The sequence below is a fragment of the Azotobacter tropicalis genome (assembly GCF_059739045.1).
In genome coordinates this window covers 421977-446544 of sequence record NZ_AP046059.1, presented here as the reverse complement: position 1 = coordinate 446544, position 24568 = coordinate 421977, and the positions used below count along the sequence as shown (strand labels likewise).

The following is a 24568-nucleotide window of genomic DNA, read 5'->3' as shown; positions in this document are numbered from 1 at the left end:
GGTAGATCGGCTTGGCTGCCAGTATCGCCAGTCCACCGGTCAGCTGCCGTAAAGAAGCCGTAAAAACCTTGGGGGCGGATCGTCTGCCGGCGGCATGGACAGCCTCACAGCTCCTCGCCTCTGGCCAGCCGCGCCAGCAGCTCTTCGCCGTGCCGCCAGAGGGCCTGCTGGCGGGTTTCCGGCATCCGTTCGAGGGTCTTGTAGACCATGGCCAGGTAGGGATTGGCGCCGAGCCGGTCGCGATGCCGCATGAGAAAGTGCCAGTACAGGGCGTTGAACGGACAGGCCTGCTCGCCGGTGCTTTCGCTGACCCGATAGGCGCAGGTCTCGCAATAGCCGGACATGCGGCGAATGTAGTGGCCGTTGGTGCAGCAGGGTTTGGAGCTCAGGTAATCGCCGTCGGCGTGCATCACCAGGCCCAGGGTGCTGGGCAGCGCGGCCCAGTCCAGAGCGTCCAGGTACATCGACAGGTACCAGTCGCAGACCTGCTGCGGAACGATGCCGGCGAGCAGGGCGAAGTTGCCGGCGATCATCAGCCGCTGGATGGGGTGGGTATAGGCATGTTCGAGGGTCTGGCCGATGGTCTGGCGCAGGCAGTTCATGCCCGTGCGCCCGGTCCAGTAGAAGGCCGGCAGCGACCGTCGATTGCCGAAGGCGTTGCGCGTCGCGTACTCGGGCATCTGCAGCCAGTAGATGCCGCGCAGGTACTCGCGCCAGCCGATCAGCTGGCGGATGAAGCCCTCGGCGGCGCTCAGCGGCAGCAGGCCTGTGCGGTAGACGTTCTCGACGTCCCTGCAGAGGCGGTGCAGATCGAGCAGGCCGAGGTTCAGCGCCGCATCGATCTGCGCGAGAAACAGGAAGGGCTCGCCGCTGACCATGGCATTCTGGTAGTCGCCAAGCGACGGCAAGGCGAAGCCGAGAAAATGCTGCCAGAGCGCCTGCGCCTCGCCGTGGGTGACCGGATAGTCGAAGCCGTCGAGGACGCCGGGATGCCCGGCGAAGTGCCGGCCGACCAGCGTCAGCACCTCGCGGGTGATGGCATCCGGGGCGAAGCGCACCCGCATCGGCACCTTGACGCCGGCCGGCAGGGGCTTGCGGTTGCGCACCTCGTAACTCCAGCCGCCGCCCAGCGGCGCATCGTCGGCATCCAGCAGCAGACCGCTCTTGCGGCGCATCTCCCGGTAGAAGAACTCCATGCGCAGCTGCTGGCGGCCGGCGGCCCAGCGGGCGAACTCGCCGCGTCCGCACAGAAAGCGCGTATCGGCGTGCCAGACCAGCGGCAGCTCGCAGCCCCGCAAGGCCTGTTCCAGGTGCCAGTCGCCACACTCGGTGAGGTGTACCTCGCGGGCCTGCAGCCGGTCGGCCCAGCGGCACAGTTCGCCGGGCAGCGAGCCGCAGTTGTCCGGATCGTCGAGGGTCACGTAATACACGCGAAAGCCGCGCCGGCGCAGGCCTTTGGCGAAATGCCGCATGGCGCTGAAGATCAGGGCGAGCTTCTTCGGGTGATAAGGAACGCGCGTGGCCTCCTCCCGCACTTCGGCGAGCAGCACGGCGTCCTGCTGTGGATCGAGGCCACGCAGGGAGGCCAGCTCGAAGGACAGCTGGTCGCCCTGCACCAAGGCCAGACGCCGCGCGGGCAGGCGCTGCTCAGTCATCTTTCATCCAGGCCGACCGCAAGGCGATCGGCACGCGCAGCGGCTCCTGGGGACCATCGGCGACACCGCACATCTCCGTGTGCACCACGCTGTGCAGCAGGTAGAAAGGTACGCTGGGCAGGCCCTGCAGCAGGTCGCGGGCATGCTCGACCGAGCGCAGGTGCAGGGTGGCGCCGCGATCGTCGACCAGCAGCCGGCGCCGGCCGGCCTGCTGGGCCTCCAGCAGGTAGATGCCGCCTTCGAGGGAGATCAGCGTGAGTTCGTCGACCAACCCGTCCCGCGCCTGGTCGAAAAGCTGCTGCATGTTCATCTGGGTGCCTCGCAAAGTTGTACAAGAGCGCTACAAAATATAGCTGCTGTACAACTTTACAAATCCTTGGAAGGCATTTCGGAGCGCCGCCGCAGACGGCTCTCCAGGCACAGTATTATCACGATAGTGCCTATTTGCCATCATTCAGGCGTACGGAAACCTGGATACGACTATGTCGGGAAGCGCTGAAACAGGCGGAACCTGCAGGCAGCATAGAGACGAGAAGGAAGAAGGCCCGGCTGGCGGAACGGGAGCGCCCGGCCCTCGCCGGCCCGGGCGCCCGCCGGCTTCAGAGGATCTGCGTCGGCACCTGGACGGTCGTCACGCTCGACTCCAGTTCGCGGCGCGCCTGACGCACCACGGTGACGCCCGCGCTGAGCGCCAGGGCGCCCATCAGCAGCGCCACCAGCAGATCCGGCCAGCCCGAGCCGGTGCCGAACACCCCGGCGGCGGCGAGCATCACCGCCAGGTTGCCGATGGCGTCATTGCGGCTGCACAGCCAGACCGAGCGCATGTTGGCGTCGCCGTCGCGGAACGCGTAGAGCATCAGCGCCACACCGGCGTTGGCGAGCAGCGCTAGGCTGGCGACCACGCCCATGGTCAGCGGCTCGGGCGGAATGCCGGCGAAGGCCTCCCAGCCGGCCTTGGCCACCACGAAGATGCCGAAGGCCGCCATGCTCAGCCCCTTGACCAGCGCCGCCCGCGCCCGCCAGGCCAGGCCCATGGCCAGTACGGCGAGGGAGATGCCGTAGTTGGCGGCATCGCCGGCGAAGTCCACGGCATCGGCCAGCAACGACACCGACCCCGCCTTGATTCCGGCGCCGATCTCCACGGCGAACATCGCCACGTTGACGAACAGGGCCACCCACAGGGCCCGGCGAAAGCGCGGGCCGGCCGGGGGCGTCGACGAACAGGAAGTGCAACAGGGCATGGCGCCTCTCCTCGGGAAATTTTCCGGCATTGCACACCCTGTAGTGACTCCAGGGTCAAGACGGCTACCATCGTTTCCTGCAAACTGCCCGCGGAGGAAAACCCATGCGCATCGGCGAACTGGCCCAGGCCACCGGCGTCGACACCGAAACCATCCGCTATTACGAGAAGGCCGGCCTGCTCCCCCCCCGCGCGCGGCACCAACGGCTACCGCATCTACGGCGCGGAGCACCTGGAGCGGCTGGCCTTCGTCCGCCACTGCCGGGCGCTGGACATCCCCCTCGCCGAAGTCAGGCGCCTGCTGGACTTCCTGCTGCATCCGGAAACCGACTGCGCGGACGTCGACCGGCTGATCGAAACCCAGCTGGAGCGGGTGCGGGCGCGCCTTGCCAGCCTGCAGGCGCTGGAGCGCCAGCTGTCCGCCTTGCGCGGACGCTGCGCCGACGGGCGGCAGGCCGGGGACTGCGGCATCCTGCGCGAACTGCTCGCCGCCGCCCAGGAGGAGGTGCGCGCGGAGCAGTCCTGAGTCAAAAAGGCGGGGCCGTTATCCGTCGGTCATGAAAAGGCCTCATGATCGCCTGTACAATTCCCCGACGAACAACCCCGCGCAAGAGGAAAACATGACGACCATTCATCTGGTTGGCGGCGAAAAAGGTGGCGTAGGCAAATCAGTCGTTGCCCGTCTGCTGGCCCAGTACATGATCGATCGCAACCTGCCGTTCACCGGCTTCGACACCGACCGCTCCCATGGCGCGCTGCTGCGCTACTACGGCGACTATGCCTCGCCCACCGTCATCGACAGCTACCAGAGCCTCGACGCCATCGTCGAAAGCGCCGCCGAGCAGCCGGAGCAGCGCATCCTCGTCGATCTCGCCGCGCAGACCCACCGGCCGCTCAGCCAATGGATGGACGAGTCGGGCGTGCTGGAGCTGGCCGAGGAACTGGGCATCGCCATCCGTTACTGGAACGTCATGGACTCGGGCAAGGATTCGGTGGATCTGCTGGAAAAGCTGCTCGACCAGTTCGGCACCCGCCTCGACTACGTGCTGGTGCGCAACCAGCTGCGCGACAGCGAGTTCAAGGCCCTGGAGGAGTCCGAGGTACAGCAGCGTGCGCAGGACCTGAACGCCGCCGTCATCGACCTGAAGCGCCTGCACCCGCCGGTGATGGGCAAGATCGACCGCAACGGCTACAGCTTCTGGGCGGCGCAGAACCGCGACGATGCCAATCCCGACGCCCTGAGCCTGCTGGAGCGGCAGCGGGTGAAGATCTGGCTGAACCACGCCTACAAGGCGCTGGAGGCGGCAGAAGTCTAAGGCCCCGCAGCGCAGCGTCAGCCTTCAGGCGGCATAGGCGGCCTTCCAGCGATGCAGCAGGTCGTGCAGCTCCTCGTGCCGACCGGGCCCGATGACTTTCAGCTCGAAGTCGGCGAAGGCCTGCTGCAACGCCGCTAGCTCGTCCGCGCCGAGCGCCCGCTCGGCCTGGGGGAACAGCACGTCGTTCTCCTTGGCGATGTGCCGCTCGAGGAACGTCGCATAGTCTCCGGCGGCAGCGCCGAACGCCTCGGCGTCGAGAACCGGCGCGCTGGCCCGACGCAGGGCAGCGACCAGGGCGCGGCCCTGCTCGTGCTCGGCGGTCAGCTCGCCGACCAGATCGGCCTGCCGGCCGACGCGTTGCAGGGCCGGGAACAGCAGCCCCTCCTCCTTGCCGTGGTGGCATTTGTCGACGAACTCCCGCAGGAAACCGAGCAGTGCGGCGATGTCGCCGGCGTCGGCGCTGCCCTGCCGGGCCCGCTCGGCCATGCGCCGGAGAATCTGCAGGGTGGAAAGGATGGCGTCGTGCTCGTGGCGCAGCGCGTCGATGGCCTGGCTCATGGGCTGGCTCCCGGGGATCTGGAGGACCGATAGCTCCTCAGCCTAGTGGAGCCTCCAGCCCAAGGCCCGGCCATCCGTCGGGCCCTTCAGGCCGGTCGCATGATCAGCACGCCCAGCGGCGGCAGCTTGAGATCGAGGCTGAACGGCTGGCCATGGCTGGCCAGTTCGTCGGCGGCCACCCCGCCGGCATTGCCGACGTTGGAGCCGCCATAGCATTCGGCATCGCTGTTGAGGGCCTCCTGCCAGTCGCCGCCGCGGGGCACGCCGATCCGGTAGCCGTGGCGCACCACCGGGGTGAAGTTGGCGACCACCAGCAGCGGCTCGCCCTCGCTGCTCCAGCGCAGCCAGGAGAACACGCTGTTGTGGCGGTCGTCGCCGATCAGCCACTGGAAGCCTTCCGGCACGCAGTCCTGCTGGTGGAGTCCCCGCTCCCGACGGTACAGCCGGTTGAGATCCTTGACCAACTGCTGCACGCCCCGGTGGTCGGCGTAGTTGAGCAGGTACCAGTCCAGCTCGTGATCGTGGCTCCATTCGCGCCACTGGCCGAACTCGCAGCCCATGAACAGCAGCTTCTTGCCCGGCATGCACCACATGAAGGTCAGGTAGGCGCGCAGGTTGGCGAACTTCTGCCAGCGGTCGCCGGGCATCTTGTCGATCAGCGAGCGCTTGCCGTGCACCACTTCGTCGTGGGAGATCGGCAGGATGAAACGCTCGGAAAAGGCGTAGATCAGGCCGAAGGTCATGCGGTCGTGGTGGTAGGCGCGGTGGATCGGATCCTCGGCCATGTATTTCAGGGTGTCGTGCATCCAGCCCATGTTCCACTTGTAGTCGAAGCCCAGGCCGCCCTCGGCGGTCGGCCTGCTGACCCCCGGCCAGGCGGTGGACTCCTCGGCGATCACCAGCGCGCCGGGCGCCTCGGTCTTGACCACGTCGTTGAGGTGACGCAGGAACTCGATGGCCTCGAGGTTCTCGCGGCCGCCGTAGCGGTTGGGAATCCACTCGCCCTCCTTGCGCGAATAGTCGCGGTAGAGCATGGAAGCCACCGCATCGACGCGCAGCCCGTCGACGTGGAACTCGCGCAGCCAGTGCAGCGCCGAGGCGATCATGAAGCCGTGCACCTCGGTACGCCCGAGGTTATAGATGAAGGTGTCCCAGTCCTGGTGGAAGCCCTCGAAGGGATGGTCGTACTCGTACAGGGCGGTACCGTCGAAACGGCCGAGGCCGTGGCTGTCGGTGGGAAAGTGCGCCGGCACCCAGTCGAGGATCACGCCGATGCCGGCCTGGTGGCAGGCGTCGACGAAGGCGGCGAAGTCCTCGCGCGAACCGTAGCGGGCGCTGGGAGCGAACTGCGACAGCGGCTGGTAGCCCCAGGAGCCGCCGAACGGATGCTCCATGACCGGCAGCAGCTCCACATGGCTGTAGCCCATCTCCTGCACGTAGGGGATCAGCCGCTCGATCAGCTGCCGCCAGTTCGGCGGCGCATCGTCCTCCCGGCGCCAGGAGCCGACGTGCAGCTCGTAGATCGCCACCGGCGCATTCGCCGCCTGGCGGGCGGTGCGCTGGCCCATCCAGTCCTGGTCCCGCCAGGCGTGCTCCAGCGGCGCAGCGACCACCGAGGCGGTGTTCGGCGGGGTCTCGGTGGCCAGCGCCAGCGGGTCGGCCTTGAGCGGCAGGATGCCGTGGGGGCCGAGCAGCTCGTACTTGTAGATCTCGCCCGGCGCGAGGCGCGGGATGAAGATTTCCCAGATCCCGGCCGGGTGGCGCAGGCGCATCGGATGGCGGCGGCCGTCCCAGCCGTTGAACGGGCCGACCACCGAGACGCGCCGCGCGTTCGGCGCCCACACCGCGAAGCGCACCCCCGCCACCCCGTCCACGCTCAGGCACTGGGCGCCCAGGCAGTGGCCGAGGTTGCGGTGATTGCCTTCGGCGAACAGGTAGAGATCCGTGTCGCCCAGCAGCGGGCCGAAGCTGTAGGGGTCCTCGGTCAGTTGCTCGCCCTGCGCCCAGCGGATGCGCAGCAGGTAGGGGCGCGCCTCGGCGAGACGGCAGGCGAACAGACCCGGCACCCGGCTGGCCTGCATGTCGGCCAGCTTGGTCTGGCTGCCGCGCTCGAGCAGGTCGACGGCCACGGCGTGCGGCAGGTAGACGCGCACCAGGGTTCCGGCGCCGTCGTCATGGGGCCGAGCACCGCGAAGGGATCGGCGTGTTCGCCGCGCACCAGGGCATCGAGGTCGTCTTCGCCGGGCAGCAGGGAATCGTCGTAGGCGGGCTGGGTCAGCGGTAGGCTCATTGCACATCTCCATCCAGTAGCTGTTGCGCCAGCCTCGTCAGGCCGTGTAGCGGCACGGCCAGCCAGGCGGGCCGGTGTTCGGCTTCATAGGCGATTTCGTAGGCGGTCTTCTCCAGGCTGAACAGCGCCACGGCGGCTTCCTCGCCGTCCGCCGCGGCCCAGGCATGGCCGAGGGCGGCCGTGGCCTGGCGGTAGGCGGCCAGGAAGGCCTGGCGGGCCTTGTCCCGGTACAGCGAGGCGATGCGCCGGCGGGCCTGGTCGGCCACCTCCGAGCTGTCGACGCTCTGCGCGTTGCGTATGGCCATTTCGGCAGCGTAGTCGATCGAGCGCAGCACGCCGCTGACGTCCTTGTAGGGGCTGTGCCTGGCGCGGCGCTCGGCGAGCGGCCGCGACGGCTCGCCCTCGAAGTCGATCAGGTAGGCGTCGCCCTGCACCACCAGCACCTGGCCGAGGTGCAGGTCGCCGTGCACGCGGATGCGCAGGCTGCCGGCACAGGCCCCGGCGAGCCGGCCGATCTTCGCCAGCAGGGCGCCGCGCTGCAGTAGCAGCTGCCCGGCCGCGGCACGCGCCTCCTCGTCCAGCGCCGCCTGGCGCTCGGTGATGAGCGCCAGGGCCTGCTCCAGCTGGGCGCCGACACGCTCGGTCCACTGCGCGACATCCGCGGGGCCGGCGGTTTCGGGGGCGAAATCCGGGTTGTCGGTGGGCGCGGCCAGGGCCATGTGCATCTCGCCGAGGCGCTGGCCGAGCTGGCGGGAAAAGCTCTCCAGCTCGTGCAGTGCGCTGTACTGGCTCTCCAGGGTCGACTCGCCACCGGCCAGTTCGTCGCGGATGGCGCGGTCGAGAGTGTTCTGCGTCCACTCCCAGGCATCGCCCTGGTTCTCCAGGTAGCGCTGCAGGATCATCAGCGCGGTGCATTCGCCCCCGGCATCGACCCGGCACACCTGGCCGAGCACGCTGGCGATGTTGGCGAAGCCGCAGTGGGTGAGAAACAGGCCCATCTCCAGCTCGGGGTGCACGCCGGGGAATACCCGACGGATCAGCTTGAGCACCAGGGCGTTGCCGATCGCTACCGAGCTGTTGGACTGCTCGGCGGAGATGTAGCGCACCTCGGCGTCGGCCGGCAGCTCGACCTTGTCGAGCGGGTCGGTGGGCACGAAGCGCAGCTCGCCCTGTTCGAAGGCCAGCACGCTACGCTCGCGCAGCGCCTGGACCGTGGCGCGGACGAAGCCCTCCAGGGTGAAGGCATCGGTCAACAGACCCACCCGCCGGCCGCGGCGCACCCGGGCCATGGCCAGCTGCTGGGGCAAGGCGCTGCCGAACTCCTCCTCGGGCAGAAAGCCCAGCGGCAGCTGGTAGCGCTGCAGGCTGCCCTCGCTGCCGGCCTCGATCTCGCTGAGCAGCACGGGGCGCGGCAGATTGCCGAAGGTCACCGTGTAGACGATGCGCACGTTGCCCGGCGGCGTGCCCTTGCTGGCGAACCAGCGGCGCTTGGGCAGGTAGGCCGGCAGTATTTCCCTCTCCAGGATGCGCCGGTTGGGGTCCACCAGCAGGTCGTCGAGGCGGCGCAGCACCAGGGTCTGGAATTCGGGCATGCCCTCGACCGGCTTGATGTGCCAGCTGGGCATCTGCGACTCGGGCGCCAGCAGGAACCAGCAGAAGCCGTAGGGCGGCAGGGTCAGCAGGTAGGGCAGCTGGCCGATCGGCGGGAAGGCGCTGCCGCCGGTCATCTCCACCGGCACCATGCCGGCGAACTGGGGCAGTTCCAGCTCCACCGCCTGGGCCGAGCGCGAGACGTTGGCCACGCAGAGAATGGTTTCGCTGCTGCCGTCCGCGCCATGGTATTCGCGCAGGTAGGCGAAGATGCGCCGGTTGGCCGGTGCCAGCAGCTTCAGCGTGCCGCGGCCGAAGGCCTTCTGCTGCTTGCGCACGGCGAGCATGCGCCGGGTCCAGTTGAGCAGCGAATAGACGTCGCGCTGCTGGGCCTCGACGTTGACGCTCTGGAAGCCGTACAGCGGGTCCATGATCGGCGGCAGCACCAGCCCGGCCGGGTCGGCGCGGGAGAAGCCGCCGTTGCGGTCGTTGCTCCACTGCATGGGCGTGCGCACCCCGTCGCGGTCGCCCAGGTAGATGTTGTCGCCCATGCCGATCTCGTCGCCGTAGTAGATCACCGGGGTGCCCGGCATCGACAGCAAGAGGCTGTTGAGCAGCTCGATGCGCCGCCGGTCGCGCTCCAGCAGCGGCGCCAGGCGCCGGCGGATGCCGAGGTTGATCCGCGCGCGGCGGTCGGCAGCGTAGAAGTTCCACAGATAGTCGCGCTCACGGTCGGTGACCATCTCCAGGGTCAGCTCGTCGTGGTTGCGCAGGAAGATCGCCCACTGGCAGTCGGCCGGGATGTCCGGGGTCTGGCGCAGGATGTCGGTCATCGGGAAGCGGTCTTCCTGGGCGATGGCCATGTACATGCGCGGCATCAGCGGGAAGTGGAAGGCCATGTGGCATTCGTCGCCCCGGCCCTCCGGGGTGCCGCCGAAGTACAGCTGGGTGTCCTCCGGCCACTGGTTGGCCTCGGCCAGCAGCATGCGGTCCGGGTAGTTGGCATCCAGCTCGGCGCGGATGCGCTTGAGCACCCCGTGGGTCTCGGGAAGGTTCTCGTTGTTGGTGCCGTCGCGCTCGATCAGGTAGGGAATGGCGTCCAGGCGCAGGCCGTCGACGCCCAGGTCGAGCCAGTAGCGCATGGTGCCGAGCACCGCCTTCATCACCTGCGGGTTGTCGAAGTTGAGGTCCGGCTGGTGCGAGTAGAAGCGGTGCCAGAAGTACTGGCCGGCGACCGGGTCCCAGGTCCAGTTGGACTTCTCGGTGTCGAGGAAGATGATCCGCGTGTCCTGGTACTTGTCGTCGCTATCCGACCAGACGTAGAAGTTGCGTGCCGCCGAGCCCTTCCTGGCCTTGCGCGCGCGCTGGAACCAGGGATGCTGGTCGGAGGTGTGGTTGATCACCAGCTCGGTGATCACCCGCAGCCCGCGCCGGTGCGCCTCGGCGATGAAGCGGCGCACGTCGGCCAGGTTGCCGTAGTCGGGATGCACGCCGCGGTATTCGGCGATGTCGTAGCCGTCGTCGCGGCGCGGCGAGGGGTAGAACGGCAGCAGCCAGAGGGTGTTGACCCCCAGGTCGGCGATGTAGTCCAGCTTGGCGATCAGCCCGGGGAAGTCGCCGATGCCGTCGTTGTTGGAGTCGAAAAACGACTTGACGTGCACCTGGTAGATCACCGCGTCCTTGTACCAGAGCGGGTCCTCGAGGAAGGCGGCGGGCTTGGGCGATTGCTCCATGTTCTCTGCTCCTTGATGCCAGCGGTTCAGTTCGGCGGGGTCAGCTTCCAGATGCCGAAGGGCAGGTAGTGGGGGTCGAGGCGGGTCCACTGGATCTTGCCGTGCCAGGTCCAGCGATGGCCGTTCATCAGGTCCTCGCCATGCATGGCGGCGTGGTCGGGCAGGCCGAACTCCCAGAGCGGCAGTTCGAAATGGGCTTCCTGGGCGTTGAACGGGTCGAGACTGACGGCGATCAGGACGAAGTTGGAGAGGTCCGGCGTGCGCTTGCCGAACAGCAGGATGTTGTCGTTCCAGATGTTGTAGAGCTGAAAGCCCAGGTGGGTCTGCAGCGCCGGGTTGTAGCGGCGGATGCGGTTGAGCTGGGCGATTTCGGCGACGATGTTGCCGGGCGCCTGGTAGTCGCGCGGGCGGATCTCGTACTTCTCCGAGTCGAGGTATTCCTCCTTGCCGGGCAGCGCCGCCGCCTCGCACAGCTCGAAGCCCGAATACATGCCCCACAGCCCCGAGCCCATGGTCGCCAGCGCGGCGCGGATGAGGAAGCCGGCACGCCCGGAGGTCTGCAGGAACACCGGGTTGATGTCCGGGGTGTTGACGAAGAAGTGCGGCCGCATGCAGTGCTTCGCCGGGGCCTGGTTCAGCTCGCTGAAGTAGGCGCCGAGTTCCTCCTTGGTGTTGCGCCAGGTGAAGTAGGTGTAGCTCTGCGAAAAGCCGAGCTTGCCCAGGCGCAGCATCATCGGCGGGCGGGTGAAGGCCTCGGAGAGGAAGATCACTTCCGGGTGCTTGCCGCGCACGTCGCCGATCAGCCACTCCCAGAACGGCAGCGGCTTGGTGTGCGGGTTGTCGACGCGAAAGATCTTCACCCCCTCGGCGACCCAGCCGAGCACCACGTCGCGCAGCGCCACCCAGAGGTCGGGAACGGCATCCGCGGCGTAGAAGTCGACGTTGACGATGTCCTGGTACTTCTTCGGCGGGTTCTCCGCATAACGGATGCTGCCGTCCGGGCGCCAGGAGAACCAGCCGGGATGCTGCTTCAGCCAGGGATGGTCCTGGGAGCACTGGACGGCGAAGTCCAGGGCGATCTCCAGGTCGCACTCGCCGGCGGCGGCGACCAGTTCGCGGAACTCCTCGCGCGACCCCAGCTGCGGGTGGATGGCCTCGTGGCCGCCCTCCTCGCTGCCGATGGCATAGGGGCTGCCGGGATCGTCCGGCCGGCCTCCAGGCTGTTGTTGCGGCCCTTGCGGAAACGCCGGCCGATCGGATGGATCGGCGGGAAGTAGAGGACGTCGAAGCCCATGTCGTGGATCGCCGGCAGGCGGGCGATGACGTCCCTGAAGGTGCCGTGGCGATGCGGGCTTTCGGTCTGCGAACGGGGAAACAGCTCGTACCAGCTGGCGAACAGGGCGCGCTCGCGCTCCACGTCCAGCGGGAAGGCATTGCTGTAGGTACGGTGGGGATGGGCGTCGGCAGCGCCCATGGCGGCGCTGGCCTCGCCGCCGAGAAGCAGCTCCACGGCCTCGGTATGGGAGGCCCGCTCCAGCCGCCGCAGTAGATCCTCCAGCGTGGTGCGTACCTCGCCATGGCCGTGCTCGACGGCCCGCTGCAGGTGCAGGCGGCCCTCCTGCAATTCGAGGGAGAGCGGCACGCCGGCGGCATGCTTCTTCTGCAGCTCGTGCCGGTAGGTTTCATAGACGTCCCACCAGGCCTCGACCACGAACAGGTGCCGCGCGACGCGCAGCGGGGTGAACTCGGCCTGCCAGCGGTCGTTGCCGACGAACCTCATGCGCTGGCGGTGCCAGCCCGCCTCGCCGTCGGCCCGCCAATAGATGGCGGCGCCGAGCTGGTCGTGGCCGTCGGTGAAGATGCTGCTGGTCACCGTCACCGGCTGGCCGGCGATCGCCTTGACGGCGAAGCGACCGTTGTCGAGGGTCGGTTCGGTGTGCTCGATGGCGATCCGCGGCAGGCGCAGCGCCTCGTCCAGGGTCGGACGGTGGTTCTCGCAATGCACGCCGGGCTGGCGCACCTCGTGGGAGCTGGACATCAGGCTCGTTCCTCTGCTGGACAGCGATGGGAAAGCCGGCGACTGGCACGGTCGGCGTTGGCCGGCCATGCTTTTTCCGATGGCGGATGCATGGAAAAAGTTCTGTGTCCGGCTGTTGGCAGAACGCTCCAGCCGGCGCCCCCATCCATGAGTTATAGAAGAAATGCCGCGCGTCACGGCCTTCTGCGCGGCGACCTTGGACCTGATGCGAGGATTACGCCATGAGCCAGCGATCCGACATTCCCCAGCCCGATCCGGTGGTCTGGAACCATCCGGGAGACTTTCCGCAGCAGCCGGAATACGAGCCGGCCGAGGAGGTCAAGTACACCCCGCCGAACGACGGCAAGCTGTCCCACGGGGAGGAAGAACAGGAGCCGCAATGAAAGGCCGAGCAGCCCCGCGCTCGTGCGAACTGGCGGGCGGGCAAGCGCGCTCGAACCGCCCGCCCCGCCCTCCATGCCTCCACCCAGCCAGACACCAGAGCGTACGAAACACACTGTCAAACTCTGGGGGCGGCAACGTGCTCTCCTTTGCTATGATCGGTCCATCTCCACGGAACCTCATATCAAGGAGCTGTGCCATGCACGAACCCAATAGTTATGTCCTCCAGTCCGCCCAGGCGGAGCAGCTGGAAGTCAGCCGCGTCCTGCGCAACACCTACGGCCTGCTGGCCCTGACCCTCGGCTTCAGCGGTCTGGTGGCCTTCGTGGCGCAACAGATGCGCCTGCCCTACCCGAACATCTTCGTGGTGCTGATCGGCTTCTACGGCCTGTTCTTCCTCACCGTGAAGCTGCGCGACTCGGCCTGGGGCCTGCTGTCCACCTTCGCTCTGACCGGCTTCATGGGCTACACCCTGGGTCCGATCCTCAACCACTACATGGGCATGCCCAACGGCGGCGAAGTGGTGTCCTCGGCGTTCGCCATGACCGCCCTGGTATTCGGCGGCCTGTCCGCCTACGTGCTGACCACCCGCAAGGACATGAGCTTCCTCAGCGGCTTCATCACCGCCGGCTTCTTCGTCCTGCTCGGCGCCAGCCTGGCCGGCCTGTTCTTCGAGATCAGCGGCCTGCAACTGGCAATCAGCGCCGGCTTCGTGCTGTTCTCGTCGGCCTGCATCCTGTTCCAGACCAGCGCCATCATCCATGGTGGGGAACGCAACTACATCATGGCGACGGTCAGCCTGTACGTGTCGATCTACAACCTGTTCGTCAGCCTGCTGCAGATCTTCGGCATCATGAGCAGCGACGACTGATCGCCGACCCGGCCTCACGAAAGCCCGCGCGATGCGGGCTTTCGCTTTTCTGGCGTATCATTTTCCTTCCTGTTGCCGCGGCCGTCGCCCCATGAAATTCGCCATCGCCTTGTTCGCCCCGCCCCATGCGCCGTCGTCGCGGCGTGCCCTGCGCTTCGCCGAAGCCGTGCTCGCCGGCGGCCACGAGATCAATCGGCTGTTCTTCTACCAGGACGGCGTGTACAACGCCGCCGGCAGCATCGTCACGCCCCAGGACGAGCTCGATCTGCCGGCCCAGTGGCGCGCCTTCGTCGAACGGCACGAGCTGGACGCGGTGGTGTGCATCGCCGCCGCCCTGCGCCGCGGCGTGCTGGATGCGCAGGAGGCGCAGCGCTATGGCCGCGCGGCGGTCGCGGTGACGCCGCCCTGGGAGCTGTCCGGCCTCGGCCAGCTGCACGAGGCCGCCCAGCAGGCCGACCGCCTAGTCTGCTTCGGAGGCGCCTGAAATGGCCAAATCGATGCTGATCGTCAGCCGCCACAGCCCCTGGAGCGGCCTGGGCGCCCGCGAAGCGCTGGACATCGCCCTGGCCGGCGGCGCCTTCGAGCTGCCCATCGGCCTGCTGTTCCTCGACGACGGGGTGTTCCAGCTGCTGCCCGGCCAGCAGCCCGCCGCCCTCGAGCAGAAGGACCTCGCCGCCAACCTGCAGGCCCTGCCACTGTTCGGCGTGGAAGATCTCTACATCTGCCGGCAGAGCCTGCGTCTGCGCGGCCTGGACGGCCAGCCCCTGGCCCTGTCGGCCACGGCGCTGGAAGGGCCGGAACTGGCCGACCTCTTCGACCGTTACGATCTGGTGATCACCCTCTGATGACGACCCTGCACCTGCTTTCCCAATCGCCGTTCGCCAGCCCGCTGGACAGCACCCTGCGCCTGCTCGGGGTTCGCGACGGCCTGCTGCTCTGCGGCGACGCCTGCCATGCACTGCAGCCCGGCAGCGCGCCGCTCGAGCTGCTGGAGCATCTGCCCGCCTCCATCGCCATCCATGCCCTCGAAGAGGATCTGCAGGCGCGCCACCTCACGGCGCCCGAGCGCGTGCAGGTGGTGGACTATCCCGGCTTCGTCGAGCTGTGCACCCGCTACGACAAGGTCAACGGCTGGCTATGAACACGCTGAACGTCGCCGGCCGCAGCCTGGCGCTGGACAAGGACGGTTATCTGACCGAACTGCAGGACTGGTCCGAGAGCGTCGCCGAGGCTCTGGCCCGGCGCGAAGAGCTGGAGTTGAGCACCGAACACTGGGAGATCCTTCGCCTGCTGCGCGATTTCTATGCGGAGTTCCAGCTGTCGCCGGCGACCCGTCCCCTGATCAAATACGTCGCCCTGAAACTCGGTCCGGAAAAGGGCAATAGCCTGCACCTGAACCGCCTGTTCAAGGGTACTCCCGCCAAACTGGCCGCCAAGCTGGCCGGCCTGCCGAAGCCGAGCAACTGCCTATGAATATCGTCACGCCCCCGGAACACCCGTTCGCCCAGTTCGTCCGCATCCTCGGCAAGGGCAAGCGCGGCGCGCGCAGCCTGACCCGCGAGGAGGCCCGCGAGGCCATGGGCATGCTGCTCGATGGCAAGACCGAGGAAATCCAGCTCGGCGCCTTCCTGATGCTGCTACGCCACAAGGAAGAAAGCGCCAAGGAGCTGGCCGGCTTCACCGAGGCCGTGCGCGCCCGTCTGCAACCCCCGGCAGGCCTCGCCGTCGACCTGGACTGGCCGAGCTACGCCGGCAAGAAGCGCCACCTGCCCTGGTATCTGCTGGCGGTGAAATGCCTGGCGCAGAACGGCGTGCGCATCCTCATGCACGGCGGCGGCGCGCACACCGCCGGGCGCCTCTACAGCGAGCAACTGCTCGGCCTGCTGGAGATTCCCCTGTGCCAGAACTGGGGCGAGGTCGAACAGGCGCTGCAGGCCCGCAACCTGGCGTTCATTCCGCTCGGCGCCTGGATGCCGCACCTGCAGCGGATGATCGAGCTGCGCAATACCCTCGGCCTGCGCTCGCCGATCCACTCCCTGGCACGCATGCTCAACCCGCTCGGCGCACGCTGCAGCCTGCAGAGCATCTTCCACCCCGGCTATCAGGCCATCCACCGCGAAGGCAGCCGCCTGCTCGGCGACACCGCCGTGGTGGTCAAGGGCGACGGCGGCGAGATCGAGATCAATCCCGATAGCGTCAGCCACCTGTACGGCACTGCCGGCGGCGAGAACTGGGACGAAGAATGGCCGGCCATGGCCCGCAGCGCCACGTCAAGCCCGAGCGGCTCGACCCGGCGCAACTGCAGGCCTTCTGGCGCGGCGAAGCCGAAGACGACTACGGCCGCCTGGCCGTGCTGGGCACCATGGCCCTGGCGCTGCGCGCCCTCGGCACGCCGCGCGAGGAAGCCCTGGCCCAGGCGCAGCGTTTCTGGGAGGCTCGCGACCGCTCGAAGTGACCGACGAGGCCGCCGGCAGAGTCCCGGCAGCAGGGCTCAGTCGGCGCTCTGCCGGCCCTCGAACCAGGCCAGCTTGTCGCGCAGCTGCACCACCTCGCCGACGATCAGCAGGGTCGGCGCCATGACTTTCTCCTGTGCGACCCGTTCGGGCAACTCGGCCAGGGTGGAGACGATCACCCGCTGCTGCGGGGTGGTGCCTTGCTGGATCAGCGCTGCCGGGGTCGTCGCCGCACGGCCGTGCTCGATCAGTCGCTGGCAGATCACCGACAGGCCGACCAGCCCCATGTAGAACACCAACGTCTGGGCCGGCGCCACCAGATCGGCCCAGGGCAGATCGAAGCTGCCGTCCTTGAGGTGACCGGTGACGAAGCGCACCGACTGGGCATGGTCGCGGTGGGTCAGCGGGATGCCTGCGTAGGCGGCGCAGCCGCTCGCCGCGGTGATCCCTGGCACTACCTGGAAGGGAATGCCGTGGGCGGCCAGCTCCTCGATCTCCTCGCCGCCGCGGCCGAAGATGAACGGATCGCCGCCCTTCAGGCGCAGCACCCGCTTGCCCTCGCTCGCCAGCTGCACCAGCAGGCGGTTGATCTGCTCCTGCGGCAAGGCGTGCTCGGCGCGGCGCTTGCCGACATAGATGCGCTCGGCGTCGCGCCGGCACAGCTCGATGATCGCCGGGGCCACTAGGCGGTCGTAGAGCACCACGTCGGCCTGCTGCATCAGACGCAGGGCGCGGAAGGTCAGCAGGTCCGGATCGCCCGGGCCGGCACCGACCAGATAGACCTCGCCGAGCGCCTTGGGCGCCGCTCCGGCGAGCCTGGCCTCGAGCAGCCGCTCGGCCTCGGCGCCCTGCCCGGCCAGCAGCCGCTCGGCGATCGGCCCCTGGAACACCTCCTCCCAGAACACCCGCCGCTGCTGAACGTTGGGCAGCAGGCGCTTGACCTGCTCACGGAACTTCTTCGCCAGCCCGGCCAACTGGCCGTAGCTGGCCGGAATCCAGGTTTCGATCCGCGCACGCATCAGCCGCGCCAGTACCGGCGCGTCGCCACCGCTGGAAACCGCGACGAGCAGTGGCGAACGGTCGACGATGGCCGGAAAGATCACGCTGCACAGGGCCGGCGAATCCACCACGTTGACCGGCACGCCACGGCCCTGGGCATCGCCGGAGATCCGGGCGTTCACGTCGTGGTCGTCGGTGGCGGCGATGACCAGTACGCAGCCATCCAGATCCTCTGCTGCGTAGCTCCGCACCAGGCAGTGCCCGCCCTTCTCCTGCACCAGCTCGACGAGTGCGCCCTCGATCTGCGGCGCCACCACTCGCAGCACGGCGCCGGCATCGGCGAGCAGGCGCGCCTTGCGCAAGGCGACCTCGCCGCCGCCGACCAGCAGCACGCGACGCCCCTTGAGGTTGTGGAACAGCGGAAGGTAGTCCATGGGTCGACTCTCGACGGATGAAACAAAACGGGGTGGCCAAGGCCACCCCGCGTTCGGTGCCGATCGGCCTGGCTTAGCCGATGACCTCGATGCCGCCCATGTAGGGCTTGAGCACCTCCGGCACGCGGATCGAGCCGTCGGCCTGCTGGTAATTCTCCAGCACCGCCACCAGGGTGCGGCCGACCGCCAGGCCGGAACCATTGAGAGTATGCACCAGCTCCGGCTTGCCGGTTTCCGGGTTGCGCCAGCGCGCCTGCATGCGCCGGGCCTGGAAGTCGCCGCAGTTGGAGCAGGAGGAGATTTCCCGGTACTTGTCCTGGCTCGGCACCCAGACTTCCAGATCGTAGGTCTTGGTCGCGCCGAAGCCCATGTCGCCGGTGCACAGGGCCAACACACGGTACGGCAGTTCGAGCCGCTGCAGCACCTTCTCGGCGTTGGCGGTCAGCTCTTCCAGCGCCTCGTAAGACGTGGCCGGATCGACGATCCGCACCATCTCCACCTTGTCGAACTGGTGCTGGCGGATCATGCCGCGGGTATCGCGGCCGGAAGCACCCGCCTCGCTGCGAAAGCACGGGGTATGGGCGACGAACTTCAGCGGCAGCTGTTTGGCATCGAGGATCTCGCCGGCCACGATGTTGGTCAGCGACACTTCGGCAGTAGGGATCAGATAGAAATCGGCTTCGCCCTCGCGGCTGATCTTGAACAGATCCTCCTCGAACTTCGGCAACTGGCCGGTGCCCTGCAGGGCCGGAGCCTGCACCAGATAGGGGGTGTAGGCCTCTTCATAGCCGTGCTCGCGGGTGTGCAGATCGAGCATGAACTGCGCCAGGGCCCGGTGCAGGCGGGCGATGGGACCGCGCATCAGGGCGAAGCGGGCGCCGGAGAGCTTGGCGGCGGTTTCGAAGTCCAGCCAGCCATGCTGCTCGCCGAGGGCGACATGGTCCTTGATCTCGAAATCGAAGGTCCGCGGGGTGCCCCAGCAGCGCACCTCCACGTTGCCCTCCTCGTCGGCGCCGACCGGCACCGACTCGTGCGGCAGGTTGGGAATGCTCAGCATCAGGCCGTCCAGCTCGGCCTGGATAGCCTCCAGCTCGCGCTTGCCGGCCTCCAGGTCGCTGCCCATGCGGTCGACCTCGGCCAGCAGCGGGGCGATGTCCTCGCCGCGCGACTTGGCCTGACCGATAGCCTTGGAGCGGGTGTTGCGCTCGGCCTGCAGCTGTTCGGTGCGGGTCTGCACGGCCTTGCGCTGGGTTTCGAGGCTCTCAAGGCGCGCCACGTCCAGTTGGAAGCCACGGGTTGCCAGGCGGTTCGCAGTCTCCTGCAGTTGGGTACGAACCAGTTTGGAGTCGAGCATGGGATGTTCTCGTCTATCGATCAGAGCTTGGTGAGTGTCAGGCCGGCCCAGGTGGCGAGCAGACCGCCCAGCACGCTGAGCGCCAGGTAGCCAAAGGCCAGCGGGGCCTGGCCGCTTTCCAGCAGGCGCAGCGTGTCGAGGGAAAAGGATGAAAAGGTGGTCAGGCCGCCGAGAAAGCCGACGACCAGCCCGGCCCGCAGCGCCAGTGGCACTTCGGGACGCATCAGAAACTGGCCATACAGATAGCCGATCAGCAGGCAGCCGGCAATGTTGACCGCCAGTGTGGCGGCATAGAAATGCTGCGGCCAGTGTGCGGACACCCAGTTGCTGGTGACGAAGCGCAGCAGGCAGCCGAGTGCGCCGCCCGCCGCCACCGCCAGAGTCACGCCGATCATGGCTTTCTCCTCCGCCACGGACTGGCACGGTCGAGTTCGGCCAGATGCTGCAGCTTGTCGCGGATCTTCAGCTCCAGGCCGCGCGGCACCGGCTGGTAGTAGCGGCGCGGCTCCACGTTTTCCGGGAAATAATCCTCGCCGGCGGCATAGGCTTCTGGCTCGTCGTGGGCATAGCGATATTCCTCTCCATAGCCGAGCTCCTTCATCAGCCGGGTCGGCGCGTTGCGCAGGTGCAGCGGCACCTCCAGCGAGCCCTGCTGTGCAGCATCGACCATGGCTGCCTTGAAAGCGCTGTAGACAGCGTTGCTCTTCGGCGCACAGGCCAGGTAGACAATGGCCTGGGCCAGCGCCAGCTCGCCCTCGGGGCTACCCAGACGCTCCTGCACGTCCCACGCGGCCAGGCACAAAGGCAGCGCCCGTGGGTCGGCATTGCCGATGTCCTCGCTGGCCATGCGCACCACGCGGCGGGCGAGATAGAGAGGATCGCAGCCGCCATCGAGCATCCGTGCGAACCAGTAGAGCGCAGCATCGGGATTCGAGCCGCGCACCGACTTGTGCAATGCGGAAATCTGATCGTAGAAAAATTCGCCACCCTTGTCGAAACGCCGGCGGCTGTCACCCAGCAGGTTGCCGAGCAGTTCGACGCCGATCGCCTCGCCATCCTCGACTAGATCGGCGGCGTTCTCCAACAGGTTGAGCAGGCGCCGACCGTCGCCGTCGGCTGCCGCCAGCAGCATCTGGAGGCTTTCCTCCGGCAGGCTCAGGCGGCGCCCGCCCAGTCCGCGCTCCTCACTCAAGGCACGCCCGGCCAGCCGGCGCAGGGCCGCCTCGTCCAGACTCTTAAGCACGTAGACGCGGGCCCGCGAGAGCAGCGCGTTGTTCAATTCGAAGGAAGGGTTCTCGGTGGTGGCGCCGATGAAGATCAGGGTGCCGTCTTCCACGTAGGGCAGGAAGGCGTCCTGCTGGGACCTGTTGAAGCGGTGCACCTCATCGACGAAGAGGATCGTTCGCCGAGCGTGCTGAGCCGCCTGCTGGCGGGCGACCTCGACCGCCTGGCGAATCTCCCTGACGCCTGCAAGCACCGCGGAAATCGTCTCGAAGTGGGCGTCGGTGACCTTTGCCAGCAACCGTGCCAGGGTAGTCTTGCCGACCCCGGGCGGCCCCCAGAAGATCATCGAGTGCAGGGCGCCCTGCTCCAGCGCCTCGCGCAGCGGCTTGCCGCGGGCCAGCAGGTGCTCCTGACCAACGTACTCGTCCAGGCTGGCTGGGCGCAGGCGCGCGGCCAGGGGCTGGGCGGGAGGATCGGAGCGAAACAGGTCCATGGGTTCCGCCCGGATCACTCCTGGATAACGTCGGTACCTTCCGGCACCTTGAAAGTGAACTGGGCAGTATCGATCGACTGGTTCATCTTCACCCCGAAGAACAGGATGTTGGTGCGCTGGCCGACGCCATCGATTAGTTGCATGTCGTTGACCACGCCATTACGGAAGGACAGGCGCAGGTTGTCGAACAGGGTGTCCTTGGCTTTCGGCTTGAGGATGAAATCCACTACACCGCCGGCCTCCTTGTGGGTGATCTCGAAATTCTCGCCGATCTTCGAAATGTCGCCGGAGAGCAGCAGCGCCGGGGTGTGAGTCAGACGCTGGTCGAGACTACGGATGGTCACCTGCTCCAGGTCCGGGTCGTACAGCCAGACGGTCTCGCCGTTGGATACCAGCAACTGCTCCAGCGGGGCGTCGGTGTGCCAGCGGAACAGCCCCGGGCGCTTCAGCGCCATCTCACCCGAGGTTTCCTGCAACTGGGTGCCGGAGCCATCGAGGGTGAGCTGGGAAAAGCGCGCAGTCAGGGTCTGCGCCTGGTCGAGCAACTGGGTCAAGCGCTGGATGGAGCGCTCGTCCGCCTGCGCGGGCAGGAGGATGAGGGAGAAGGCGGACAACAGCAGCATGCGGAAAAGGCGCATGACAATCCTCATGGAAGGCCTTGGGAAATCAGTCGCGAATCGGCGCGGGAGCAATCACTTCCCGCGAGCCGTTGGTGTTCATCGAGGACACCACACCTGCCATCTCCATGGCCTCAATCATCCGTGCCGCGCGGTTATAGCCGATCTTCAGCTTGCGCTGCACGGCGGAGATCGAGGCGCGCCGGCTTTCCGTCACGAAGCGCACCGCCTCGTCGTACAGCGGGTCCTCCTCGCTGCCTTCGCCGCCATCGCTGCCGCCCTCGAAGCCACTGCCGCTCTCCTCGGCGCCGGCGAGGATGTCCTCGACATAGTCCGGCGCGCCACGCTGCTTCCAGGCCTCGACGACACGGTGCACCTCGTCGTCGGAGACGAAGGCACCGTGCACGCGGATCGGCAGGCCGGTGCCGGGCGGCAGATAGAGCATGTCGCCATGACCGAGCAACTGCTCGGCACCGCCCTGGTCGAGGATGGTGCGCGAGTCGATCTTGCTGGACACCTGGAAGGCCATGCGCGTCGGGATGTTCGCCTTGATCAGGCCGGTGATCACGTCCACCGAGGGCCGCTGGGTCGCCAGGATCAGGTGGATGCCGGCGGCGCGGGCCTTCTGGGCGATACGTGCGATCAACTCCTCGACCTTCTTGCCGACGATCATCATCATGTCGGCGAACTCGTCGACCACCACCACGATGGTCGGCAGCGGCGCCAGCAGCGGCGGTTCGTCGTCCATGCTCTCGCGCCGGTACAGCGGATCGTAGAGCGGCGTGCCGGCCTCTTCGGCATCCTTCACCTTGCGGTTGAAGCCGGCCAGGTTGCGCACGCCCATGGCCGCCATCAGCTTGTAGCGGCGCTCCATCTCGGCCACGCTCCAGCGCAGGGCGTTGGCCGCCTCTTTCATGTCGGTCACCACCGGGCAGAGCAAATGGGGAATGCCTTCGTAGATCGACAATTCGAGCATCTTCGGGTCGATCATGATCAGGCGCGCCTCTTCGGGCGTCGACTTGAAGAGAACCGACAGGATCATGGCGTTGACCCCTACCGACTTGCCGGAGCCGGTGGTGCCGGCCACCAGCAGGTGCGGCATCTTCGCCAGGTCGGCGATGACCGGCTTGCCGCCGATGTCGTGGCCGAGCGCCAGGGTGACCGGCGATTTGGCCTCCTCGTACTCGGGAGAACCCAGCACTTCGGAGAAGCGCACGATCTGCCGGTCTTCGTTGGGCACCTCGATGCCCACCGTAGTCTTGCCGGGAATGACCTCGACCACCCGCACGCTGATCATCGCCATCGAGCGGGCCAAGTCCTTGGCCAGGTTGGAAATCCGGCTGACCTTGACCCCCGGTGCCGGCTGGATCTCGAAACGGGTGATCACCGGACCAGGATGCACGGACTCGACGACCACCTCGACGCCGAACTCCTTGAGCTTGATCTCGAGCAGGCGCGACAGCGCTTCGAGCGACTCGACCGAGTAGTTCTGCGACTTCTGCTCAGGGGCATCCAACAGAGACAGCGGCGGCAGGGTGCCTTCCAAGGCAGGGTCGACGAGTGAAGCAGGACTTTCCCGAAACAGGGATACGGGCATGGGTTGCGGCTTTGGCTCCATAGCCAGGGTTTCCGATAGCGGCGTGACCGGTAACGGGCGCCGCTCCGGCTCGACCACCGGCCTGGCTGCGACCGGCTCCGGCGCGCTGTATGGCCGCGGCTCGACTGCCGGCATGGGCGGCATAGGTGTCGCGGCCGGTGACGCGGACTTGTCGAAGCGCGGGAAACTGGCCGGCAAGCTCTCCTCTGATGCGTCGTGCTCCTGGAAATCCAACGGCAGATCATCGAACTCACTGAACTCTTCAGTCCAGGCGGAAACTTCCTCGGGCTCATTGTGGAGCTGGGGCTTGGGCGTGGCGAGCTCAGGCTCTATTCGAGGCGGCGTAGCAAATGCAGGTTCGATATAGGACTTAGGCGAAGCAAGCTCAGGCTCGACTCGAGGCTTGGACATGACAAGCTCGGGCTCGATGCGCGGCTTGAGCGCTTCGGTCATCGGCTCGATACGCGGCTTGCGCGATACACTAGCCTCCGGCGGACGCTGGAATCTGGCCGGAACCTCTGCAGCAGCACTACGGCGCTGCACATTGGGCTTGATCGGCTCGGCATGTGCCGCCATCTGAACTGGCGGTGCAGCAACCTGCGGCTCGACAATATGGGACGGCTCGCTCCGTAAGACGTTAATCCTGCGGGGCTTGGCCGGCTTTTCGGCTTCGTGCAACTGGGCGACCAGGCGCCGACGCTCGGCCAAGACGCTCCACCAGCGTCCGAAAGCACTCTGCACCAGCTCAAGCAGATCGAGCGTAATCTTGCCGGTCAGATCCATGACCCTGAACCAGGACAGATCGGCAAATACAGTCAGTCCAAAAAGGAACAGCGAAAGAAACACCAATGTGCTGCCCTGCACGTTGAGCGCATCCAGGGCAAGCTTGCCCAGAACCTCACCCAAGGCTCCACCGGCCGAGGCCGGCAGACCGCTAGCCGAATGGAAGTGAATGTAGGCCAGCGCAGAGCCCGCCGGAATCAGGATCGCCAGGCCAGTCAGGCGCCAGGAGAACAGCCAGCCACTCAAGGGCCAGGGATCGTGACGCGCCATGAACGCCTGGGCCGTCTTGATCACCAGCAGCAAGGGAAAGAGATAGGCAAAATAGCCGAGAGCCATGAACAAGATATCGGCGAGCCAAGCCCCTGCCCGGCCTGCAGCATTCTGCACCTGCGCCACACTGCTGCTGTGGCTCCAGCCGGGATCGGATGAATCGTAGCTTAGCAGCGCCATCCAGAGGTACAGGCACAGCGCACTCAAGGCGATCAGGGCACCCTCCTTGAGGCGCGAACTCAGCTGTTGCTGCCACACTGGGAGCCGTACTTTAGTAGAGGAGTTCTTCAAAACGCTTCTTTTCCTGCGCCAATGGCGCGTTCCATCCAGGTTACTTGTCGGTCGGGAGCCTTGGGGCGGCAGCGACAGCCGGAAATCCTCACAGCCAATCATGCAGCGTTGAAACCAAGCTCAGACTACCCATTTACCATGAGCATATGCCACGCCTTCCGCCTGATTTCACCTCGTCTGTCTTATACGGCCTTCTGCTGTACCTTTTGACTCCGGCAAGTCGCCAGCACGCTCGATAACTCTTCACAAGAAAACGGCGATGCCAGCCCGCCGGGGTCCTCTTATTGTACGGTTTTGCCTGCCCAATGCCATGCAGTGACCTATCTCCCACCCTTTTGCCGACCTCTCGCGCTTCGGTGTAGCATAGTCGACAATCATTCC

The 24568-nt window shown here is 67.0% G+C and carries 18 protein-coding genes and 4 pseudogenes; 9 read left to right on the top strand and 13 right to left on the bottom strand.

Annotated features, from left to right (window positions below; genetic code table 11):
- Positions 1-104: 104 nt before the first annotated feature.
- From Atro_RS02040 to Atro_RS02030, 3 genes are all read right to left on the bottom strand, one after another.
- Complete coding sequence (locus Atro_RS02040; protein ID WP_497926213.1) at positions 105-1655, bottom strand: cryptochrome/photolyase family protein; 1551 nt, start codon at positions 1653-1655, stop codon at positions 105-107.
- The gene (locus Atro_RS02035) at positions 1648-1965 is read right to left on the bottom strand and encodes a DUF6482 family protein (RefSeq protein WP_497926212.1); all 318 of its coding nucleotides are present in this window, start codon (positions 1963-1965) and stop codon (positions 1648-1650) included. The genes Atro_RS02040 and Atro_RS02035 overlap by 8 nt, the downstream gene beginning before the upstream one ends.
- Positions 1966-2254: 289 nt before the next feature.
- Positions 2255-2896 carry a cation efflux transmembrane domain-containing protein gene (locus Atro_RS02030; protein WP_497926211.1) on the bottom strand — a complete coding sequence of 214 codons (642 nt, stop codon included), beginning with the start codon at positions 2894-2896 and terminating at the stop codon, positions 2255-2257.
- Between the two features lie 104 nt (positions 2897-3000).
- Here Atro_RS02030 and cadR point away from each other — a divergent pair.
- Positions 3001-3421 (top strand): annotated as a pseudogene (gene cadR / locus Atro_RS02025) (Cd(II)/Pb(II)-responsive transcriptional regulator).
- A gap of 94 nt (positions 3422-3515) precedes the next feature.
- Positions 3516-4211: a P-loop NTPase family protein gene (locus Atro_RS02020; protein ID WP_497926210.1), complete on the top strand. Its 696-nt coding sequence runs from the start codon at positions 3516-3518 to the stop codon at positions 4209-4211.
- Positions 4212-4235: 24 nt separating this feature from the next.
- On the opposite strand, the gene Atro_RS02015 is transcribed toward Atro_RS02020, so the two are convergent.
- From Atro_RS02015 to Atro_RS02000, 4 genes and pseudogenes are all read right to left on the bottom strand, one after another.
- Positions 4236-4769: a hemerythrin domain-containing protein gene (locus Atro_RS02015; RefSeq protein WP_497926209.1), complete on the bottom strand. Its 534-nt coding sequence runs from the start codon at positions 4767-4769 to the stop codon at positions 4236-4238.
- A gap of 86 nt (positions 4770-4855) precedes the next feature.
- Positions 4856-7059 (bottom strand): annotated as a pseudogene (gene glgB, locus Atro_RS02010) (1,4-alpha-glucan branching protein GlgB).
- The gene (gene treS, locus Atro_RS02005; RefSeq protein ID WP_497926208.1) at positions 7056-10382 is read right to left on the bottom strand and encodes a maltose alpha-D-glucosyltransferase; all 3327 of its coding nucleotides are present in this window, start codon (positions 10380-10382) and stop codon (positions 7056-7058) included. The pseudogene glgB and the gene treS overlap by 4 nt, the downstream one beginning before the upstream one ends.
- Positions 10383-10408: 26 nt before the next feature.
- Positions 10409-12420 (bottom strand): annotated as a pseudogene (locus tag Atro_RS02000) (alpha-1,4-glucan--maltose-1-phosphate maltosyltransferase).
- Between the two features lie 221 nt (positions 12421-12641).
- Here Atro_RS02000 and Atro_RS01995 point away from each other — a divergent pair.
- The 7 genes and pseudogenes from Atro_RS01995 (at position 12642) to Atro_RS01965 (ending at position 16127) form a co-directional block, all read left to right on the top strand.
- Positions 12642-12803, top strand: a complete 162-nt coding sequence (locus Atro_RS01995) for a hypothetical protein (RefSeq protein ID WP_497926207.1) — start codon at positions 12642-12644, stop codon at positions 12801-12803.
- Between the two features lie 197 nt (positions 12804-13000).
- A complete protein-coding gene (locus Atro_RS01990; RefSeq protein WP_497926206.1) occupies positions 13001-13672 on the top strand; it encodes a Bax inhibitor-1/YccA family protein in 672 nt (223 codons plus the stop codon).
- A 91-nt stretch (positions 13673-13763) separates the two neighbouring features.
- The gene (gene tusD / locus Atro_RS01985) at positions 13764-14156 is read left to right on the top strand and encodes a sulfurtransferase complex subunit TusD (RefSeq protein WP_497926205.1); all 393 of its coding nucleotides are present in this window, start codon (positions 13764-13766) and stop codon (positions 14154-14156) included.
- 1 nt (position 14157) lies between these two features.
- Complete coding sequence (gene tusC, locus Atro_RS01980) at positions 14158-14517, top strand: sulfurtransferase complex subunit TusC (RefSeq protein WP_497926204.1); 360 nt, start codon at positions 14158-14160, stop codon at positions 14515-14517.
- Positions 14517-14813, top strand: a complete 297-nt coding sequence (gene tusB / locus Atro_RS01975) for a sulfurtransferase complex subunit TusB (RefSeq protein WP_497926203.1) — start codon at positions 14517-14519, stop codon at positions 14811-14813. The genes tusC and tusB overlap by 1 nt, the downstream gene beginning before the upstream one ends.
- A complete protein-coding gene (locus Atro_RS01970; RefSeq protein ID WP_497926202.1) occupies positions 14810-15145 on the top strand; it encodes a TusE/DsrC/DsvC family sulfur relay protein in 336 nt (111 codons plus the stop codon). The genes tusB and Atro_RS01970 overlap by 4 nt, the downstream gene beginning before the upstream one ends.
- Positions 15142-16127, top strand: a pseudogene (locus Atro_RS01965) (glycosyl transferase family protein). Before Atro_RS01970 ends, Atro_RS01965 begins: the two are co-directional and overlap by 4 nt.
- Before the next feature lie 36 nt (positions 16128-16163).
- On the opposite strand, the gene cysG reads toward Atro_RS01965, so the two are convergent.
- The 6 genes from cysG to Atro_RS01935 all read right to left on the bottom strand — a co-directional run bounded on the left by cysG (position 16164) and on the right by Atro_RS01935 (position 24187).
- The gene (gene cysG / locus Atro_RS01960) at positions 16164-17558 is read right to left on the bottom strand and encodes a siroheme synthase CysG (protein WP_497926201.1); all 1395 of its coding nucleotides are present in this window, start codon (positions 17556-17558) and stop codon (positions 16164-16166) included.
- Between the two features lie 73 nt (positions 17559-17631).
- Positions 17632-18912: a serine--tRNA ligase gene (gene serS / locus Atro_RS01955; RefSeq protein WP_497926200.1), complete on the bottom strand. Its 1281-nt coding sequence runs from the start codon at positions 18910-18912 to the stop codon at positions 17632-17634.
- A gap of 20 nt (positions 18913-18932) precedes the next feature.
- Entirely contained in the window at positions 18933-19307 is a 375-nt protein-coding gene (crcB, locus tag Atro_RS01950) for a fluoride efflux transporter CrcB (protein WP_497926199.1), read from the bottom strand.
- A complete protein-coding gene (locus tag Atro_RS01945; protein WP_497926198.1) occupies positions 19304-20629 on the bottom strand; it encodes a replication-associated recombination protein A in 1326 nt (441 codons plus the stop codon). The genes crcB and Atro_RS01945 overlap by 4 nt, the downstream gene beginning before the upstream one ends.
- A 14-nt stretch (positions 20630-20643) precedes the next feature.
- The gene (gene lolA, locus Atro_RS01940) at positions 20644-21267 is read right to left on the bottom strand and encodes an outer membrane lipoprotein periplasmic chaperone LolA (RefSeq protein ID WP_497926197.1); all 624 of its coding nucleotides are present in this window, start codon (positions 21265-21267) and stop codon (positions 20644-20646) included.
- 28 nt (positions 21268-21295) lie between these two features.
- Positions 21296-24187 carry a DNA translocase FtsK gene (locus tag Atro_RS01935; RefSeq protein WP_497926196.1) on the bottom strand — a complete coding sequence of 964 codons (2892 nt, stop codon included), beginning with the start codon at positions 24185-24187 and terminating at the stop codon, positions 21296-21298.
- Between the last annotated feature and the right edge of the window lie 381 nt (positions 24188-24568).

What these genes read in the sequence shown, in the direction of transcription:
- Atro_RS02040 (WP_497926213.1), bottom strand. Translation starts at nt 1,655, where the DNA reads ATGACTGAGCAGCGCCTGCCCGCGCGGCGTCTGGCCTTGGTGCAGGGC.
- Atro_RS02035 (WP_497926212.1), bottom strand. Translation starts at nt 1,965, where the DNA reads ATGAACATGCAGCAGCTTTTCGACCAGGCGCGGGACGGGTTGGTCGAC.
- Atro_RS02030 (WP_497926211.1), bottom strand. Translation starts at nt 2,896, where the DNA reads ATGCCCTGTTGCACTTCCTGTTCGTCGACGCCCCCGGCCGGCCCGCGC.
- Atro_RS02020 (WP_497926210.1), top strand. Translation starts at nt 3,516, where the DNA reads ATGACGACCATTCATCTGGTTGGCGGCGAAAAAGGTGGCGTAGGCAAA.
- Atro_RS02015 (WP_497926209.1), bottom strand. Translation starts at nt 4,769, where the DNA reads ATGAGCCAGGCCATCGACGCGCTGCGCCACGAGCACGACGCCATCCTT.
- treS (WP_497926208.1), bottom strand. Translation starts at nt 10,382, where the DNA reads ATGGAGCAATCGCCCAAGCCCGCCGCCTTCCTCGAGGACCCGCTCTGG.
- Atro_RS01995 (WP_497926207.1), top strand. Translation starts at nt 12,642, where the DNA reads ATGAGCCAGCGATCCGACATTCCCCAGCCCGATCCGGTGGTCTGGAAC.
- Atro_RS01990 (WP_497926206.1), top strand. Translation starts at nt 13,001, where the DNA reads ATGCACGAACCCAATAGTTATGTCCTCCAGTCCGCCCAGGCGGAGCAG.
- tusD (WP_497926205.1), top strand. Translation starts at nt 13,764, where the DNA reads ATGAAATTCGCCATCGCCTTGTTCGCCCCGCCCCATGCGCCGTCGTCG.
- tusC (WP_497926204.1), top strand. Translation starts at nt 14,158, where the DNA reads ATGGCCAAATCGATGCTGATCGTCAGCCGCCACAGCCCCTGGAGCGGC.
- tusB (WP_497926203.1), top strand. Translation starts at nt 14,517, where the DNA reads ATGACGACCCTGCACCTGCTTTCCCAATCGCCGTTCGCCAGCCCGCTG.
- Atro_RS01970 (WP_497926202.1), top strand. Translation starts at nt 14,810, where the DNA reads ATGAACACGCTGAACGTCGCCGGCCGCAGCCTGGCGCTGGACAAGGAC.
- cysG (WP_497926201.1), bottom strand. Translation starts at nt 17,558, where the DNA reads ATGGACTACCTTCCGCTGTTCCACAACCTCAAGGGGCGTCGCGTGCTG.
- serS (WP_497926200.1), bottom strand. Translation starts at nt 18,912, where the DNA reads ATGCTCGACTCCAAACTGGTTCGTACCCAACTGCAGGAGACTGCGAAC.
- crcB (WP_497926199.1), bottom strand. Translation starts at nt 19,307, where the DNA reads ATGATCGGCGTGACTCTGGCGGTGGCGGCGGGCGGCGCACTCGGCTGC.
- Atro_RS01945 (WP_497926198.1), bottom strand. Translation starts at nt 20,629, where the DNA reads ATGGACCTGTTTCGCTCCGATCCTCCCGCCCAGCCCCTGGCCGCGCGC.
- lolA (WP_497926197.1), bottom strand. Translation starts at nt 21,267, where the DNA reads ATGCGCCTTTTCCGCATGCTGCTGTTGTCCGCCTTCTCCCTCATCCTC.